13 protein-coding genes are annotated in these 15,369 nt (G+C 57.1%); 7 read left to right on the top strand and 6 right to left on the bottom strand.

Going from position 1 to position 15,369, the window contains the following annotated elements; genetic code table 11:
* Window positions 1-10 precede the first annotated feature (10 nt).
* Window positions 11-508, bottom strand: a complete 498-nt coding sequence (locus tag PSR63_RS02310) for an SRPBCC family protein (RefSeq protein WP_274330388.1) — start codon at window positions 506-508, stop codon at window positions 11-13.
* A gap of 232 nt (window positions 509-740) precedes the next feature.
* On the opposite strand from PSR63_RS02310, the gene PSR63_RS02315 reads away from it, so the two are divergent.
* The 3 genes from PSR63_RS02315 (at window position 741) to PSR63_RS02325 (ending at window position 4,956) form a co-directional block, all read left to right on the top strand.
* A complete protein-coding gene (locus PSR63_RS02315; RefSeq protein WP_274330390.1) occupies window positions 741-3,398 on the top strand; it encodes a hypothetical protein in 2,658 nt (885 codons plus the stop codon).
* A 31-nt stretch (window positions 3,399-3,429) separates the two neighbouring features.
* The gene (locus PSR63_RS02320) at window positions 3,430-4,356 is read left to right on the top strand and encodes an ABC transporter ATP-binding protein (protein ID WP_274330392.1); all 927 of its coding nucleotides are present in this window, start codon (window positions 3,430-3,432) and stop codon (window positions 4,354-4,356) included.
* 114 nt (window positions 4,357-4,470) lie between these two features.
* Window positions 4,471-4,956 (top strand): LURP-one-related/scramblase family protein, encoded by a 486-nt coding sequence (locus PSR63_RS02325; RefSeq protein ID WP_274330393.1) that lies wholly within the window; start codon window positions 4,471-4,473, stop codon window positions 4,954-4,956.
* A gap of 18 nt (window positions 4,957-4,974) precedes the next feature.
* Here the strand turns inward: PSR63_RS02325 and PSR63_RS02330 are convergent, their stop codons facing one another.
* A complete protein-coding gene (locus PSR63_RS02330; protein WP_274330394.1) occupies window positions 4,975-5,514 on the bottom strand; it encodes a hypothetical protein in 540 nt (179 codons plus the stop codon).
* A gap of 344 nt (window positions 5,515-5,858) precedes the next feature.
* On the opposite strand from PSR63_RS02330, the gene PSR63_RS02335 reads away from it, so the two are divergent.
* Window positions 5,859-6,497 (top strand): hypothetical protein, encoded by a 639-nt coding sequence (locus PSR63_RS02335; RefSeq protein WP_274330395.1) that lies wholly within the window; start codon window positions 5,859-5,861, stop codon window positions 6,495-6,497.
* Between the two features lie 62 nt (window positions 6,498-6,559).
* On the opposite strand, the gene PSR63_RS02340 is transcribed toward PSR63_RS02335, so the two are convergent.
* The 3 genes from PSR63_RS02340 to trpB form a co-directional block, all read right to left on the bottom strand.
* A complete protein-coding gene (locus PSR63_RS02340) occupies window positions 6,560-6,901 on the bottom strand; it encodes a hypothetical protein (protein WP_274330397.1) in 342 nt (113 codons plus the stop codon).
* Window positions 6,902-6,937: 36 nt separating this feature from the next.
* Window positions 6,938-7,741, bottom strand: a complete 804-nt coding sequence (trpA, locus tag PSR63_RS02345; protein WP_274330399.1) for a tryptophan synthase subunit alpha — start codon at window positions 7,739-7,741, stop codon at window positions 6,938-6,940.
* A 139-nt stretch (window positions 7,742-7,880) separates the two neighbouring features.
* Window positions 7,881-9,095, bottom strand: coding sequence for a tryptophan synthase subunit beta (trpB, locus tag PSR63_RS02350; protein ID WP_274330401.1), 1,215 nt, complete (start codon window positions 9,093-9,095; stop codon window positions 7,881-7,883).
* Between the two features lie 169 nt (window positions 9,096-9,264).
* On the opposite strand from trpB, the gene mutM reads away from it, so the two are divergent.
* The 3 genes from mutM to PSR63_RS02365 all read left to right on the top strand — a co-directional run bounded on the left by mutM (window position 9,265) and on the right by PSR63_RS02365 (window position 12,638).
* Complete coding sequence (mutM, locus tag PSR63_RS02355; RefSeq protein WP_274330403.1) at window positions 9,265-10,104, top strand: DNA-formamidopyrimidine glycosylase; 840 nt, start codon at window positions 9,265-9,267, stop codon at window positions 10,102-10,104.
* A 97-nt stretch (window positions 10,105-10,201) separates the two neighbouring features.
* Window positions 10,202-11,224: a DUF3500 domain-containing protein gene (locus tag PSR63_RS02360; protein WP_274330405.1), complete on the top strand. Its 1,023-nt coding sequence runs from the start codon at window positions 10,202-10,204 to the stop codon at window positions 11,222-11,224.
* Window positions 11,225-11,288: 64 nt separating this feature from the next.
* Entirely contained in the window at window positions 11,289-12,638 is a 1,350-nt protein-coding gene (locus tag PSR63_RS02365) for a DUF1570 domain-containing protein (RefSeq protein ID WP_274330406.1), read from the top strand.
* Between the two features lie 6 nt (window positions 12,639-12,644).
* Here the strand turns inward: PSR63_RS02365 and glnD are convergent, their stop codons facing one another.
* Window positions 12,645-15,281, bottom strand: coding sequence for a [protein-PII] uridylyltransferase (gene glnD / locus PSR63_RS02370; protein ID WP_274330407.1), 2,637 nt, complete (start codon window positions 15,279-15,281; stop codon window positions 12,645-12,647).
* Between the last annotated feature and the right edge of the window lie 88 nt (window positions 15,282-15,369).

A 15,369-nucleotide genomic window follows, 5' to 3' on the forward strand; every position in this document is an offset into this window, starting at 1 on the left:
TCCCCTCACCCTAACCCTCTCCCCTAAGGGGCGAGGGGACAAGATTTTGCTGCGCACTGCGGTCGATGTAATCGCGTAGCGCATGCAACCGCTTTCTTGTCTCACGCAGCAGCAAGCAGTTGACGATCGGCTCACTTAGCCATCCCAACCATTTCGGTCGACAAGCAAACGAATAGATGTATATCACCCGCGATCGATTTTCGGTAATCGTTTCGTGGCGGATTGTGGCATGAAAGCTTTCAAATAGCCACGGCCGGTTGATCAGCGTCACCGCGGCTACGCGGCCTCGGTCGAAGCTCACGTACCGGGTGTCCATCACCATCCAGCCCGAGGACCATTTGCCAACACAACGGGTACAGACCCCAACCGCGGCCTGCGTGTTGGGCTCGAGAACTTGAGCCTTCGATAGCAGCGAATCCCAATCCAACCGCCGTTGGTAGTCGTGGATGATGTCAAACACCAACCAACTGGGGGCATCGATTTCGATCTGAAAGGTTTGTTTTCGCACGGTTCGTGTTTCGGTGGGGCGAGTTCTCGCGATAACTTTCTATCCGTAAATCGGAAGATCGTTAACTCGTTTTCCCCTAAACCCGTCCACAACCCCCACCCGTGAACTTGTCCTTCTGCTTGCTTCGCTGACGTAACTTCTCTACGCTACGGGAAAGAAATAACGCCTGACGCGAGCGGAATTTAGCTCGGCGTAATGGATTCCTGAATCGGCGGCTAAAGACTTCTCTAGTATGGCATCAACATTCGACTCAGCGCGAAACGACTTCACTGGGTTGTGGGCGACTCCTTTGCGCCGCAACTGGACGGCCGCATTTCTTCTTTTCTGCATGCTGGGCACGACCGGCTGTTCCGGCTGCTTCGACCCGGCCGAGACGCTGGAGGAACGAAAGGAGCGGCTGGCCAAAGAAGAGACCAAGGACGACTTCGAGCCCCCGAAGCTGAACGTCTTGCCGTCGGACGATCGCAGCACGCGGCTTAACCGCGTTAAGCCTGGCCACTGGGTCAATGTCAGTACGTTGATGAAGGCCAACAACTATGACTTCCGCGGCGAGCTTTACGCGTCGACGGTTGATTCCAACAATCGCCCTGTGCCGATCACCGACACCGATTACTACTTCTCGGCAACGCGCCCTCTGGCACTGCCCAAAGGGCAAGAGCGTTGGTCCGATTTGTTGTTTTACCCGCCGCTGTTCGACCGCAACATTTCGCAGACGCGACTGTTTGCCTGCGACCTTCGTCCAGTCGGTGGAGGCCGCCCTGTGTTGGTCGATCGCCTGGCCACCACGCGGATGCATCCGCAAGAGTACTACATGGTGGTGCTGGCCAGTGCTTCGGACGAGTACCAGTTTCTGGAAGTGACCGACGTCGTTCGCCCGCTGCATCCGCCACTGTCCCAGTCCGAGACCGCCCCGCATTACCGCCTGGTTTTGCCGAAGACGGTCGACCGCGTTTCCGTTCCCGAAAACTCGATGGCCTGGACATCGATCGCTTACGTCTTTTGGGACGGGATCGACCCTGAACTGTTGTCGCTCGATCAACAACAAGCCATGCTCGACTGGCTGCACTTCGGTGGGCAGTTGATCATCAGCGGGCCGGACTCGCTCGATCGTCTAAAACTGAGCTTCCTCGGCGACTACTTGCCCGCCGATGACGCCGGCAGCGTCGAACTGGGGCAAGACCGTTTCCAAGAGTGGAACGACGAATTCGTCGAAACCGAACGCATTTACGAAAGCAACAAGTGGCAAGACCTGCGGTACGAGGTCGACCTGCGTGCCGGAGCACTGCGAGGCGCGGACTTGAAGCTTCGTCCTGAGGGCGAGTTCATTCCCAAGACAGGCGACCTGGTCGCTGAGCGGCGCGTGGGACGCGGGCGGATTGCCGTCACGGCGTTTCAGATTCGCTCGCCGGACATCTCTCGCAATTGGAAGAACTTCGATTCGTTCCTCAACGGCGTTCTCCTGCGAAGAGAGCCGCGGAGGTTCATCAAGACCGATGACGAACAGCCGGTCAACGGCTGGGCCGATTCCTACGGCGTGAACGATCCCCGACTGGTCACCTCGCTCCGTTTCATGAGCCGCGACCTGGCCAACTTGATGCCTGCCTACCAGCAGCGCGACGCCACCCTGGTTCGGGAGCTTGCCCCGAGTGAGCCGGAAAGCGAGGGCTTTGAACCCCTGGAAACTGAGGAACCGGTATCCGACGAACAGAAGCTCGAAGGTCTCGATGCCCAGATCCGAAAGGCCGAAAAGGAATTGAATATCGATGCCTTCTCCGGATTCACCTACGACAACCAGTCCGGCGTGGCCGGGTGGAGCGATTCGGGTGGGATCTCGACCGCCGCACGGGCTTGCTTGCGAGACGCGGCCGGTATCAGCATTCCCAACGGCAACTTCGTCCTGCGTGTCACCGCCGGCTATCTGCTGGTACTGGTGCCGCTCAACTGGCTCGTTTTCTGGATCATGGGCCGCGTCGAGTGGGCCTGGATCGCGGCTCCGGTGATTGCCATCATTGGTGCTGTCTGTGTGATCAAGCTGGCCGAGTTGGACATCGGTTTTGCGCGCAGCCGAACGGAGATTGCCTTCCTCGAGGCGCACGCCGGCTATCACCGGGCTCACCTGACGCGGTTCACTTCGCTGTACACCTCGCTGAGCACGACGTACGACATGACCTTTTCAGAGTCGACCGCCGTCGCCTTGCCGTTTGGTCGCGGGGCCGATTCGTTCAGCAATCAGTCGCGCCGCTTTGGCGATGGCGTCAGCGAAGTTCGCTATCACCAGGAAGGGGGCGACATCCAACTGAGCGGCGTTCAGGTTGCCTCGAACTCGTCGACCATGATCCACAGCGAATACTTCCTTTCGACGTCGATCCAGCCGATGTTTTCGTATGAGACCGATACCTCCGGGCTAGGCAGTATCGAGTACGCCTCGACGCAGACCCTGCACGACGTCGGTGTCATTCGCCGCAATGCCCAGTCGAACCAGATCGAAGTCGCCTGGCTGGGGGACTTGGTCCCAGAAACCAAACGCGAAGTTCGCTTTGGCAAGGCGGACGACGAGTGGCTGTTGTTTGACGAGTGGACCGAGTCGCCGGTCCTTTCGCTGACGCCCACCGAAGGCGAAGTCAATTTGCGGCACCTGCTGAATACGGTCAAAGACGTTCGCCAACTGAAAAAGGGCGAGACGCGGCTGATCGGCTGGACCGAGGAAGACATGCCTGGCATGACCCTCACGCCGGCATCCAACCAGCGCACGATCCGCACGATGGTGGTCGCGCATCTGAAGCATGCCAACCTGCCTGCTCCGAAGGCCGATGCCAACACGCGGCGTTTCCTGGGCCAGGAACCGGCTCAGATCCAACTGATGGAACTCGATGCCATCGACGCACTGTAACTTTTCCTAAGCACCTTCAGGACGTACCTCGATGATTGAATTAGTCGACTTCGGCAAAGACTATGGCGATTTCACCGCAGTCAAATGCCTAAACCTGAAGATCGACGCAGGCGAGATGTTCGGCTTCATCGGCCCCAACGGTGCCGGCAAAAGCACCAGCATCCGCTTCCTGGCCACGCTGCTGCGGGCTTCACGCGGGCAAGGCTTTGTCAACGGTTTCAACGTGGCCGATCAGCCCATGGACGTTCGGCATAGCGTGGGTTACATGCCCGATAACTTCGGCGTGTACGACGGGATGAAGGTTTGGGAGTTCCTCGACTTCTTCGCTGTCGCCTACAAGATCCCCCGCAGCCGACGCAAGGCGGTTATCACCGACGTGTTGGAATTGTTGGACCTGACCCACAAACGAAACGACTTTGTGAACGGCCTGTCACGCGGGATGAAGCAGCGGCTGTGCCTGGCCAAGACGTTGGTGCACGATCCGCCGGTGCTGATCCTGGACGAACCGGCCAGTGGTCTCGACCCTCGGGCTCGTTTGGAAGTGAAGGCGCTGCTCAAAGAGCTTCGCAAGATGGGCAAGACGATTCTCATCTCGAGTCACATCCTCACGGAGCTTGCCGACTGCTGTACTTCGATCGGCATCATCGAGCGAGGTGAACTGCTGATGAGCGGCAGCATCGAAGACGTTTATCGCCGCATTCGCAAGAACCGGATTATCAACATCAAGTTCGTCGACGGCATGGACGCTGGCCTCTCGATTATCCGCAGCATGCCCGAATGCGTGGATGTCGATGTCGATCGCGGTCAGGTGACCTGCGAACTGCAAACCGACGACCAAGGGGTCGCTTCGCTGTTGAAGAAGCTGGTCGACAATCAGATCACCATTCGGAACTTTTCCGAAAAAGATCCGACGCTGGAAGATGTTTTCATGATGGTGACCAAAGGTTTGGTGACCTAGAACGAACAACCTTCCGTCTTACACCGGCTAACGCAGCTCCGCAGGATGACGATAGGAGAGAATACGTAGCCGCCCAAAGCAATTCGATCCTTACCTACTAAGTATGGGAGCACTATGCGGTATGTGATCCGGGAGAAATTCTGGTCGTGGGGAGACGACTTTTACGTCTACGACGAGAAGCAGCAGCCCGTCTATCAGATCAAAGGAAAAGTATTTTCGTGGGGCGATCAGCTTGCCTTCTGCGATATGCGTGGCAATGAGCTGGCATTCATCAAGCAGCGACTGCTGACTTTCATGCCGTGCTACGAGATCTTTCACGGCGGCAAGCTGTTCGCCAAGATGCACAAAGAATTCACCTGGTTCAAGCAGAAGTTCACGCTCGATGTGCCAGGCCCCAACGACTACACGATCGACGGCAGCTTCTGGCTGCACGACTATCAATTCAAAAGAAGAAGCCGTACGGTCGCGGATGTCTCCAAGACATTCTGGACATGGAACGACACCTATGGCGTCGAGACGGTGAGCGAGGAAGACGATGTCACCATCTTGTGTGCGTGCATCGTCATCGATCAGATTCTTCACGACGAGCGTAATGACTAACCAGCGCGGTTAGCAACACTACATCAAGATGATCTGCGGCGAGTCCCCTTCCTGGTCGCGGCGTTCCCATTCGCGGCGGACTTCGCCCAGGCCGTAAGCGCACAGTTCAAACTCGTGGCTCAGCTTATGGAGCAGTTCGGCTTCCTGGTCCGAGTGTTCTTCGGCCGACAGTTCACTCGCTTTCGAGTAGGCCTGTTTGCCGACGACCCAGTAGTTCAGCAGGTGATCTTTGCGATCGGCCTTCTGCATCCGGGTCAGGCTTTCCGGGTAGACGCCGCTCCAGAAGAGCAGAAAGTCGCCCACGTGTTGGTGGACAGATTGCTTGGCCTGGCCAATCCTGGCTTCGGCTTCGATCAGCATATCGGCCACTTCGGTCAGCGGCTTGCCGGTCAAGCTGCGGACCTTGAAGACCATGTCGCTATGAATAAACCGGGTCAGAAGGCCGGTTAGATAATCGATCAGATCGGTATCCGGAACGCCGAGCTTGGCCTGAAAGGTCTGCTCGGTGATGCCTGCAAAGAAGCGGTGCATCTTGGTGCTGTCATCGTCGGCATGCATGGTTGGTTCCCCTCCCGTACAGTGAAGTCGGTCAGCAAAACCCGTCAGGCCTTGGCTTGTTTGCCAAGCGATGCCGTAGTAGTGGCCCGCATTGTTGCCCGAAGGGTGAAGTTAAGTCCACACGCATGATGGGGCAAGATTGCGAAAGGGGGTGCCACTTGGCTGCCTTTCGCAAACGCTCTAAAGCTACATTAATTTCGGCTTATAGTCTGAGTCAAGTTCAGTAATTTGCCTAATACAATTGTAGCTCGAAAAAAGCCAGAGAGTAGCTTTTGATTGCCGAACCCCGATTTGTTTCGAGTGTCCGTCGATGGACTCATTAACGCCCACTCAGGGAAAGATCGATGCCACTGAACTACGACATCTGGCGTGACCAAGTCTTTGGACAAGCCGAAGACCTGAGCCCAGCTGACGCCGAGTTTCCAGAAGAAACAGTCGACGCGGTCAACACAACCAACTTCGACCACATCGATCAGGCCTTGGCTGATGCCGAAGTCCACCAGCGTTACTCGCCCAAACAGATTGGGATCGGGCTGCAGTTGATCTACTCGAACTGCTGCAGCAATCTTTGTTTCTGCTACCTTCAAGCCGGCGACGATGCCCGGCGTGTGCAAGGGATTCGGCAGATGAAGCTGCTGTATCGCAACTACTTCGATCGCTACTGCACGCAGCCGGTGAGCAGCATCGGCAACGACGGCGAAGGATGGCTCGACTTCACATGCTACATGCTGTGGGACGTCTTCGTGCTGTATCCCGGAAGCGCCTCACCGGCGATGATTCACGCTAGTTTAGAAGTGATGTCCGACGCGTTAACGCTGACCAACGATAACTGCCTGGTATCCGCACTGCACGGACTTGGGCATTGGGCTTTCGAGGTCCCCGAGGCCAGTTCGATTATCACGCAGTGGCAACGAAAGCCGACGACAAAAAACCCTGAGGTCCTACAGTACGCGGCTCAGGCGGCGACCGGTTGCATCCTTTAGCCGCTCAACGGATCCTGCCGCGAGCGGCACGCCCACCATCGTTGATGGGGGACTCGGGTGAATCACCAAACCCGACCACTTTGAGGATCAAAGACAGATAGGTCGTGCGTACGGGCGATCGCCAGAATTCGAGGGCATACCGTCTCAACTTTGCTCCAGCTGACCGAAACGGTCACCCAATTGGCAGGCACACCGTGGAAGTCGCACACATCGTAAAGAAAGGGACTCTCTGGCTCCTCGTTGACGGAACCAAACTCGTCTCTGAGGGATGACTCAAACGCGGCCATGTCAAACCGAGTTAGGGCTTCGTGAGCGTTGTCCTGAGAAATCGCTTCTACAACCTCCTCAACATCAGCGGTCACCTGACGGTCTGCCCACTTCCAGATAACGAGGTCGAAAGCCATGGATAGTGCTCCTAGCTGCAAGCAATCATGCAACCACTAGCCGTTGAGTGCATCCAGTAATGAGTCGGCGTATTCACCCACTTCCTGGATGACTTGCTCCTGCGGCTTGCTTTCCGCTTCGCACAGACGTCGCACGATCGCCGAACCGACGATCACTCCGTCGCATGCTTCCTTCAGCATATGCACGTGCTCAGGCTTGTTGATACCGAAACCGATGCAGATCGGCAGGTCGGTCTGGCTCTTGAGCCATTTGACGTTGTCGACGATATCAGGCGGCAGCTCGGTGCGTTCGCCGGTGATACCCGCGACCGAGACGTAGTAGATGAAGCCGGTCGACGTTTCGACGATCTTCTTGGCTCGCTCTTTGGAGGTAGTCGGCGTGACCAATTGAATCAGGCTGAAGTCGCGTTCCTTGCACAGCTTGGCAAACGCATCCGACTCTTCGACCAATAGGTCTGGTACGATCGCACCACTGACGCCCGCGGCTTGGGCCATATCGAGGAACTTCTCTGGGCCATGACGGTGAATGATCGCGTAGCTGATCATCGTCACGACAGGGCAGGGGAGGGTCGGCGTGACGCTGCCAATCGTTTCGAGGATCGACTTCAGCTTGATCTTCTTATCGAGTGCCCGCGTGTATGAAGCCTGAATGACAGGTCCATCGGCGATCGGGTCGCTGTAAGGAATGCCCACTTCGCACACGGCCGCGCCACGCTTGCCCAGTTCGGTCAGTGCCGCCGCGGTGATCTCCAAAGAAGGATCGCCGGCGGTGACAAACGGAACCAGGGCCTTTTTGTTTTGCGAACGCAGGGCTTCAAAAGCTCGATCGACGGCGGACATCGGGGCGTAACCTTTGTAGTGATGGCTAAGAGGTGACTTACGTGTGCCACTGGCTTCTAGCCAGTGCCTAATGCAATCCGAGTACCCAGTTCACACTGGCCAGAGGCCAGTGGCACACGGATCGAGCCTTGTGCTTCGGTTAATACTTCACGCCTTTGAGGCGGGCGATTTCGGCGGCGTCTTTGTCTCCGCGACCTGACAGGCAGACCAAGACAACCTGATCCTTCGGCATCTTGGCAGCCAGTTCCATCGCCTTGGAAACCGCATGCGAAGATTCCAGTGCTGGCAGAATACCTTCGGCAGCGGCCAGTGCGTCGAAACCTTTCATCGCGTCATCGTCTTCGCAGCAGGTGTACTGGACGCGGCCGGTGGCCTTCCAGTAGCTGTGCTCGGGGCCAACGCCTGGGTAGTCCAAGCCTGCCGACATCGAATGGACATCGCACGTTTGGCCGTCTTCGTCCTGCATGACAAAGCTGTAGCTACCATGCAGCACGCCTGGCTCTCCGTAGGTCAGCGGCGATGCGTGTTCGCCGGCACTGGGGCCGCGTCCGCCAGCTTCAACGCCGATCAGCTCAACGTCTTTGTCTTCCACAAACGGATAGAACATGCCAGCCGCATTGCTACCACCGCCGACACAGGCGACGACCTTGTGAGGCAATCGGCCCAGACGCTCGAGGCTTTGCGCGCGGGCTTCTTCGCCGATCACGGCTTGGAAGTCGCGGACGATACGTGGGAACGGATGAGGACCGACAACACTGCCCAGGATGTAATGGGTGTCTTCGACCGAAGCCATCCAATCTCGCATCGCTTCGTTGATCGCATCACGCAGCGTGCGGGAACCGGTCGTCACAGGACGCACTTCCGCGCCCAAAAGTTTCATGCTGAAGACGTTCGGAGCCTGGCGACGAATGTCTTCTTCGCCCATGTAAACAACACATGGGATGCCGAAGTGAGCACAGGCCGTTGCCGTAGCGACGCCGTGCTGGCCGGCACCTGTTTCGGCGATGACTCGCTTCTTGCCCATTCGCAAGGTCAGCAAAGCCTGTCCGAGCGTGTTATTGATTTTGTGAGCACCGGTGTGGTTGGTGTCTTCGCGCTTCAGCCAGATCTGAGCACCACCGACTTGCTCGCTCAGCCGCTTGGCATGATAGAAGGGGGACGGACGCCCGACGAAGTCCCGCAGCAGGACCTTCAGTTCTTCGAAGAAGGTCGGATCCTTGACGGCTTTTTCGTATTCAACCGTAAGCTGGTCGAGGGCCTGCGTTAGCGTTTCAGGGACGTATCGCCCCCCGAACGGACCAAAGCGGCCAGCAGAATCTGGAACGTTACGACTGGCGGTACCTAGACTTTCCATCAGCGGATCCATGTGTCACGATTTGGGGAATGACGTCGCAGCGGGATCGCTCCCATTATGCGACGCAGGTGCCTGCGTGATAAACCTTTGAGTATCCGGGCAACCTGTAAGGGGGTCAAGTGGACGCGATAACCGCGATCGGGCTCGAAATTCAACGGAGATCAACTCATTGCCGGAACTTCCTGAAGTCGAAACGATGCGTCGCGGCGTTTTAGGGCTGATTGGCGGGCGGATCGAGACCTTTGAAAAACTTCCTTGCGAGCGTCGTCCGATCGGCATTACCCCCACCGCGGGTGTGCTGAAAAAAAAGCTGGTTGGGCGGAAGGTCGAGCGGATCGATCGCCTCGGAAAGCGGGTTCTGCTAGTCCTGGACGACCAATCGCGGCTCATGTTCGAGCCCCGTATGACCGGGCTGGTGCTCATTTCCGATCCCCCCACGCTCGATCATTTGCGTGTGCGGCTGACGTTCTCCGGCGTAAAGCATCCCGAGCTTTTGTACTGGGACCGCCGGGGACTGGGATCGGTTCGGTGGTTTTCGGCCGAGCAGTTTGAAAACGAATTCCACCAGGGGCGGCTCGGGCCGGATGCTTTGGATGTCGACGTGGCGACCTTCCGCGAGAAGTTTTCCACCACGCGTCAGCCGATTAAGGTCGCTTTGCTCGATCAACGCCGGATCGCTGGCATCGGCAATCTGTACGCGTCCGAGATACTGCATCTGGCGAAAGTCCACCCAGCCAAGCCGTGCAATCAGCTTTCTGCTCAGGCCTGGAAGCGGATTCATGCTTGCATGGTCGAAGTGCTGGAACTGGCCATTCGTTACGAAGGATCGACGTTGAACGACGGGACCTATCGCAACGCGTTGAATCAAAACGGCAGCTATCAGAACGAGCACCGCGTGTATGCCAAGGCCGGGGATGTGTGTCGTTCGTGCGGCAAGGCGGTCATTGTGCGGACGGTTCAAGCACAGCGTGCGACGTTCCATTGCCCCCGCTGCCAGAAGTCGAAATAGGCAGAATCGACATTTCGATTGTTTTCTATGGGTCAGGTCTGTTAAAAATAGGGAAGTGCGCTCCTCATTTTTCCTCTCCCTTCCTGGAGGTCCTTCCATGCCTAATCGTCTTCCTCTGGTTCCGCCCAATCGACGCGATTTTCTCCAAACGGCTGCCGCCACCACGGCAGGTCTCGCAATGGGTGGCACGTCGCTCTTTGCTGCGGATGAATCCGCGAAGAAAGATACGCCTGAGTCACTCGTCAAGGTTCTGTACGAATCGCTGAGCGACAAGCAGAAGAATGACATTACTTTCGATTGGGACCACGAGACGGTCTTCGAAGGGAAGCTGCGAACCCACGTCGAAAACAACTGGCATATCGTCGACCAAACGATCGCCGGCAATTATTACACCAAGGATCAACAGCATCTCATTCGGCAAATCTTTGTCGGTATGGTCAATCCAGAGTGGGTCGAAAAGTTTGATCAACAGCTGAAAGACGATGCAGGCGGATTCGGCAAGCAACAGAACATCGCCATTTTCGGCAAGCCGGGCGAGGGCAAATTTGAATTGGTGATCACCGGTCGTCACATGACGATGCGATGCGATGGCAACTCGGCCGAACACGTCGCGTTTGGCGGACCTATCTTCTACGGTCACGCGGCCAAAGGTTTCAACGAAAAGCCTGGCCATCCTGGCAACGTCTTCTGGCATCAAGCCCTCGCCGCCAACAAGGTGTATGAAATCCTGGATGGCAAGCAGCAGGAGGTTGCGTTGGTGAAGAAGAGCCCGGTCGAACAGAAGAACGGGTTCCAAGGTCCCGAGGGCAAGTTCAGTGGCATCAAAGTCGGTGACCTTTCCGACGACCAGAAGGAAGCCGTGCAAAACGTACTGAAGCTGTTGATCGAGCCATACCGTCAAAGCGATCAAGACGAAGTGGTTGCCTGCTTGAACAAGTACGGCGGTCTCGATGCGTGCCACCTGTCGTTCTACGAAGACTCCGACGTGGGCAAAGACAAGGTGTGGGACAACTGGCGTCTGGAAGGGCCTAGCTTCGTCTGGTACTTCCGTGGCAAGCCGCATGTTCACTGCTGGGTGAACGTGGCCGACTCGCACAAAGTTCCTTTCAACGCTGCCTAATCGAGGGCTGTTTGTGACGTCCGTTGCGAGAATAGCTGGGCTAACTTTGGCGGCAATGTCGTTGATGGCATTGCCGCTGTGGGCTCAGCCGAAAGACCCCCTTCGCAATCAGTCGACCGACCGTCTTGTGCTAAAAGACGGTACGGAGCTGCGGGGCATGCTACTTGAGGAATCACCTCGCGGACTCGAGTTTCTCGAGATCAATCGCCCGCCTGGCAAGCCGATGTTCGCCGTGATTCACACAATCAATGCGAACAAAAAGAAAGGTCTCGAAAAGGTCAGCGGCGACGATCGCAAGCGTCTGGAGAAGCTCGCCGATCGGCTCAGGAACCACACGCAAATCCGAGCAGCCGAGAAAGACTCGCTGACACTCAAGCGAACCAAGTCCGCGATTCTCGAAACCGATCAGGCATGGCAGTACGAAGGGGATCGCTTCGTCTTGATCAGCCCCCTGAACGAAGACATGACGCGAACATTCGCTGTTCGTGTCGATCAGATCTTTCAAGCCTTTGAACATTGGCTGCCCCCCAAGCAGAAACCCAACAGCCCGATCCAGATTGTGCTGTTCCATTCAATCGGCAGCTACTCAGCCTACTTGAAGAAGATTGGCTTGCAGATCGACAACCCGGCGGTTTACGTACCGCATACCAACCAGGTTCTGATTGGCTCGGACCTTGGCTCGTTTCTCGACCGCCTGGAAGTGGCTCGAGCCGGGCACGAGGCCATCCTGGCGCAATGGACCGAGCAAGAGAAAAAGCTGCCGGAGGACCTGAACCAGTTGGCCAAGCGATTGAAAGAGGCTGGCTGGGCGCCCGATGCGGTGGTCACCGAAGTTCAGACGCGGCGCGAAGCATGGCAGCGTGACTTCAAGAAGACGCTGGGGCAAGTCCAGGTGATCGATCGCCGCAATCAAGCGACGCTCGACACAATGATGAACCAGGCCACCCAGCATTTGTGCCACGAATCGTTTCATGCCTACGTCGAAAACTACCTCTATCCGCAAGGCGAGTACGAGGTACCGATCTGGCTGAACGAAGGCCTGGCGCAGTTGTTCGAGCACGCTCAGTTCGAGAACGGCACGTTCCGCATCGACCTGCCGCCGCAGGAGATTCTGGCCAGCTTAAAGGACCGGCTGGAGCGCGATCACGGGATGAGCCTGCAACGGATCCTGCAAACCGAAGCAGGCAGCTTTATCCTGTTCGAGAACCTGCATGAAGGCCGGCTCGACTATGACGTGGCGTGGGGCTTGGCCTGGTACCTGGTGTTTCAAAAGCAACTCTTCGCGCCGGGAAGCCTCGACCGCTACGTCCATCGGCGCAATCAGCCAGCCCCCACCGTGGAAGAAACCTTCGGCGAGAGCGTGTCTCGCGTTCAGGCCGAGTGGGTCGCTTTTATCCGCCAGCTGGAATCGTGACCGGCCCTACGATGCCTGCTCGACGAGGGCTTCGCCCAAGGTGCGTTTGATCGCCTCGAGTCGCTCTTCGTCGAAGATCTTCTTGCCATCCGAATCGGTAACGTAAAACACGTCAACGACCTGATCCAAGTGCGTCGTGATCCGGGCCACGTGAACGCTCAGGTCGATATCGTAGAGCATTCGTGAAATCAGGTAGAGCAGTCCCTGGCGGTCCTGCGTAAAGACCTCGACGATCGTAAACTGATCGGACGTCTCGTTGTCGATTTTGATTTCCGTAGGAATCGGAATCGCTTCTTCTGCCAGCCGCTGAACGCGCGAGGTCCACGTCGATGTGAACGTCGGGGCTTTCTCCTCCGAGGCCGTCAGGTATTTACGAATGCGTTGGCAAATATCCTCCATCCGCTCAGGCGGCGACTGGCCATCGTGATCTTGGTCTTGCACGAAGTACCGGTCGAGAACCAGCCCATCGGCGAGCGTGTTGATCTCGGCGGCGAGAATCGTCATCCGCTGGCTGGTCACTGCGGCGGTCAGGCGATGGAAGACACCTTGCATCAGGGCTTCCCGCGTACCGATCGTAATCTCTAGCACGCCGCGATCTTCGCGGTACTGACACGCGACCATCGGCGAGTCGTCCTTCATCGCGTGCAGCTGTTCCAAGTCGCGAACAATCTGCGTGGCGGGCGTTTCCTGGAGGAAGCCTTCAGGCAACGAATCGATCACGTGGCGGTACCACTCTTCGTTTTCGTGGCCGCGAACCAGCGATGCCAGTCGATCGAGTTTCTTACGCCGCTGGGCAACCGTATCGACCGTGTCGTCCCCGCCCAGGTTCTGCATCGAACGTCGATAAAGATCGGTGAGGACTCGCACTTTCCAGTCGTTAAGCGTGCCGGGGCCGACGCCAGCGAAGTCAGCACACGTCAGCACGAACAGCATCCGCATTCGCTCGGCCGGACCGTTCTCCATGGCGAAGCTCAGCACCAACTGTTCATCGGAAGTGTCGCGACGAAACGCCAGGTGCGACATGGTCAGGTGATGCAGCACCAGGTGCACGAGCGTCTCTTTGTCCTGTGGAGACAACCAGAGCCGATCGGCAACTTCCGCAGCGATGCGAGCCCCTACGATGCTGTGATCTTCGGAAAACCCTTTCCCCAGATCGTGAATCAGCAGGGCCAGGTGCAGTAGCCACTTTTTCTTGATCTTCATGTACACCGCCCCCAGCGTATCGTCCCGCTCGAGGAACTGGGTGGCACACTCGACCGTCTTAATGCAATGGGCGTCGACGGTGTACTTGTGATACTGATTGAACTGCAACAGGCACCGGGCGTGAGCCATGCCGGGGACAATCTTTTCCAACAGCCGCAATTCATGCAATCGACGCAGCAGTTCACCCAGTCGACCAGGCTCGGACAAGAACGTCAAAAACGCCTTGCGAGTCGCTTCGGTCATTTCGATTTCGCCTTGACCCTGCATCTTGCTGCGGATCACTTCCCAGGTCGGGTGATCGATCTGACGGTTAAACCGACTGGCCGCAATCATCAGCTCCAAGACCTGGTCAATCTGACCAGCGCGGTGCTGCTTCCATCGCTTCGACGTACTGATGCGATAAGGCCCCACATGAAAATCACGATCGACACGGCGGGTCATGATCGGGCCGAAGATCGTCGTGATGGGGGACTGAGGTCGGATCGAGGCGATGAAGTGCCGGGCCGCGTCGCGGACGCCACCGGTCTGCTCGAAGTAGGTCTGCATGAACTGCTCGACCGGCAACAGCCCATCGGTTCCTTTGAATCCATACAACTCGGCAATGCGAATCTGCTCGGCGCGATCGAGCAAGTCAGACGACTTGCCGGCATGGAAGTGCAGTTCGTTTCTCAGTCGCAAAAGATACTCACGGGCGTCTCGCAGTATCTTGCGATCGCGGTCTGAGATCGCACCGATGCGATTGAGTGCGTCCATATCATTTTCGCCAAACTTGGCGAAGCCGAGCCAACGCACCATCTGGATTCCACGCAAAGCTCCACTCGAGCGTTTAATGTTCGGCTCGAGCAGGTGGACGATCTCGCCATACTGGGCGCGTTCTTCGTCTCGCGACGCCATGATCGCGTGATAGAGTCTCCGGAAGTGAAGCTTTCCCTTTCGACGAAAGGGCTCGGCAAAGTCGCGGAACAGTCCGACACTACCAGCGAGGAAGCGATTCTCGGCCAGCGAAGTGAAGATCGTTGCATCGGAAAGTGCCGCCGAGATCGCCTGCTTCGGCGTTCTCAGACTATGTCCCAAAATCAGCCCTACGTCGAACACGTCTTGCTGCAGCCGCTTGGTGAACTGTATCGCCGGTTCGCGAAAGGTTGGCGAGTGCATGATCATCAAGTCGATGTCGGAGTACGGAGCCGTGTCACGTCGTCCATAACCACCATGCGGAACGATCGTGATGTTGCTCAATACGCGCTCGGAGGTGAACCCCGGCACGTCTTCCGCTGCGGCGTTGACCAGTTCCAAAAGGATGGCATCGAAGCAATCGGTGATTTGCGCGCATAACTGAACACCAGGCGTACCGGCCTGATGCTGGCGTTTGAGTTTTTCTCGGTCCGCTGCGAGCTTCTGTTTTGCTGCGATAACCGATTCACGAAGGCGCAGTGCTGCCATGGAATGCTTCGCCTGTCTCTTCAAGTAAAAAAACGGCGCCGACTCAACTCGGTGGCGCCGTTCCTAGTTTAGTCCAATTAGTTATCCG

This window comes from Bremerella sp. P1 (assembly GCF_028748185.1).
Classification (GTDB): domain Bacteria; phylum Planctomycetota; class Planctomycetia; order Pirellulales; family Pirellulaceae; genus Bremerella.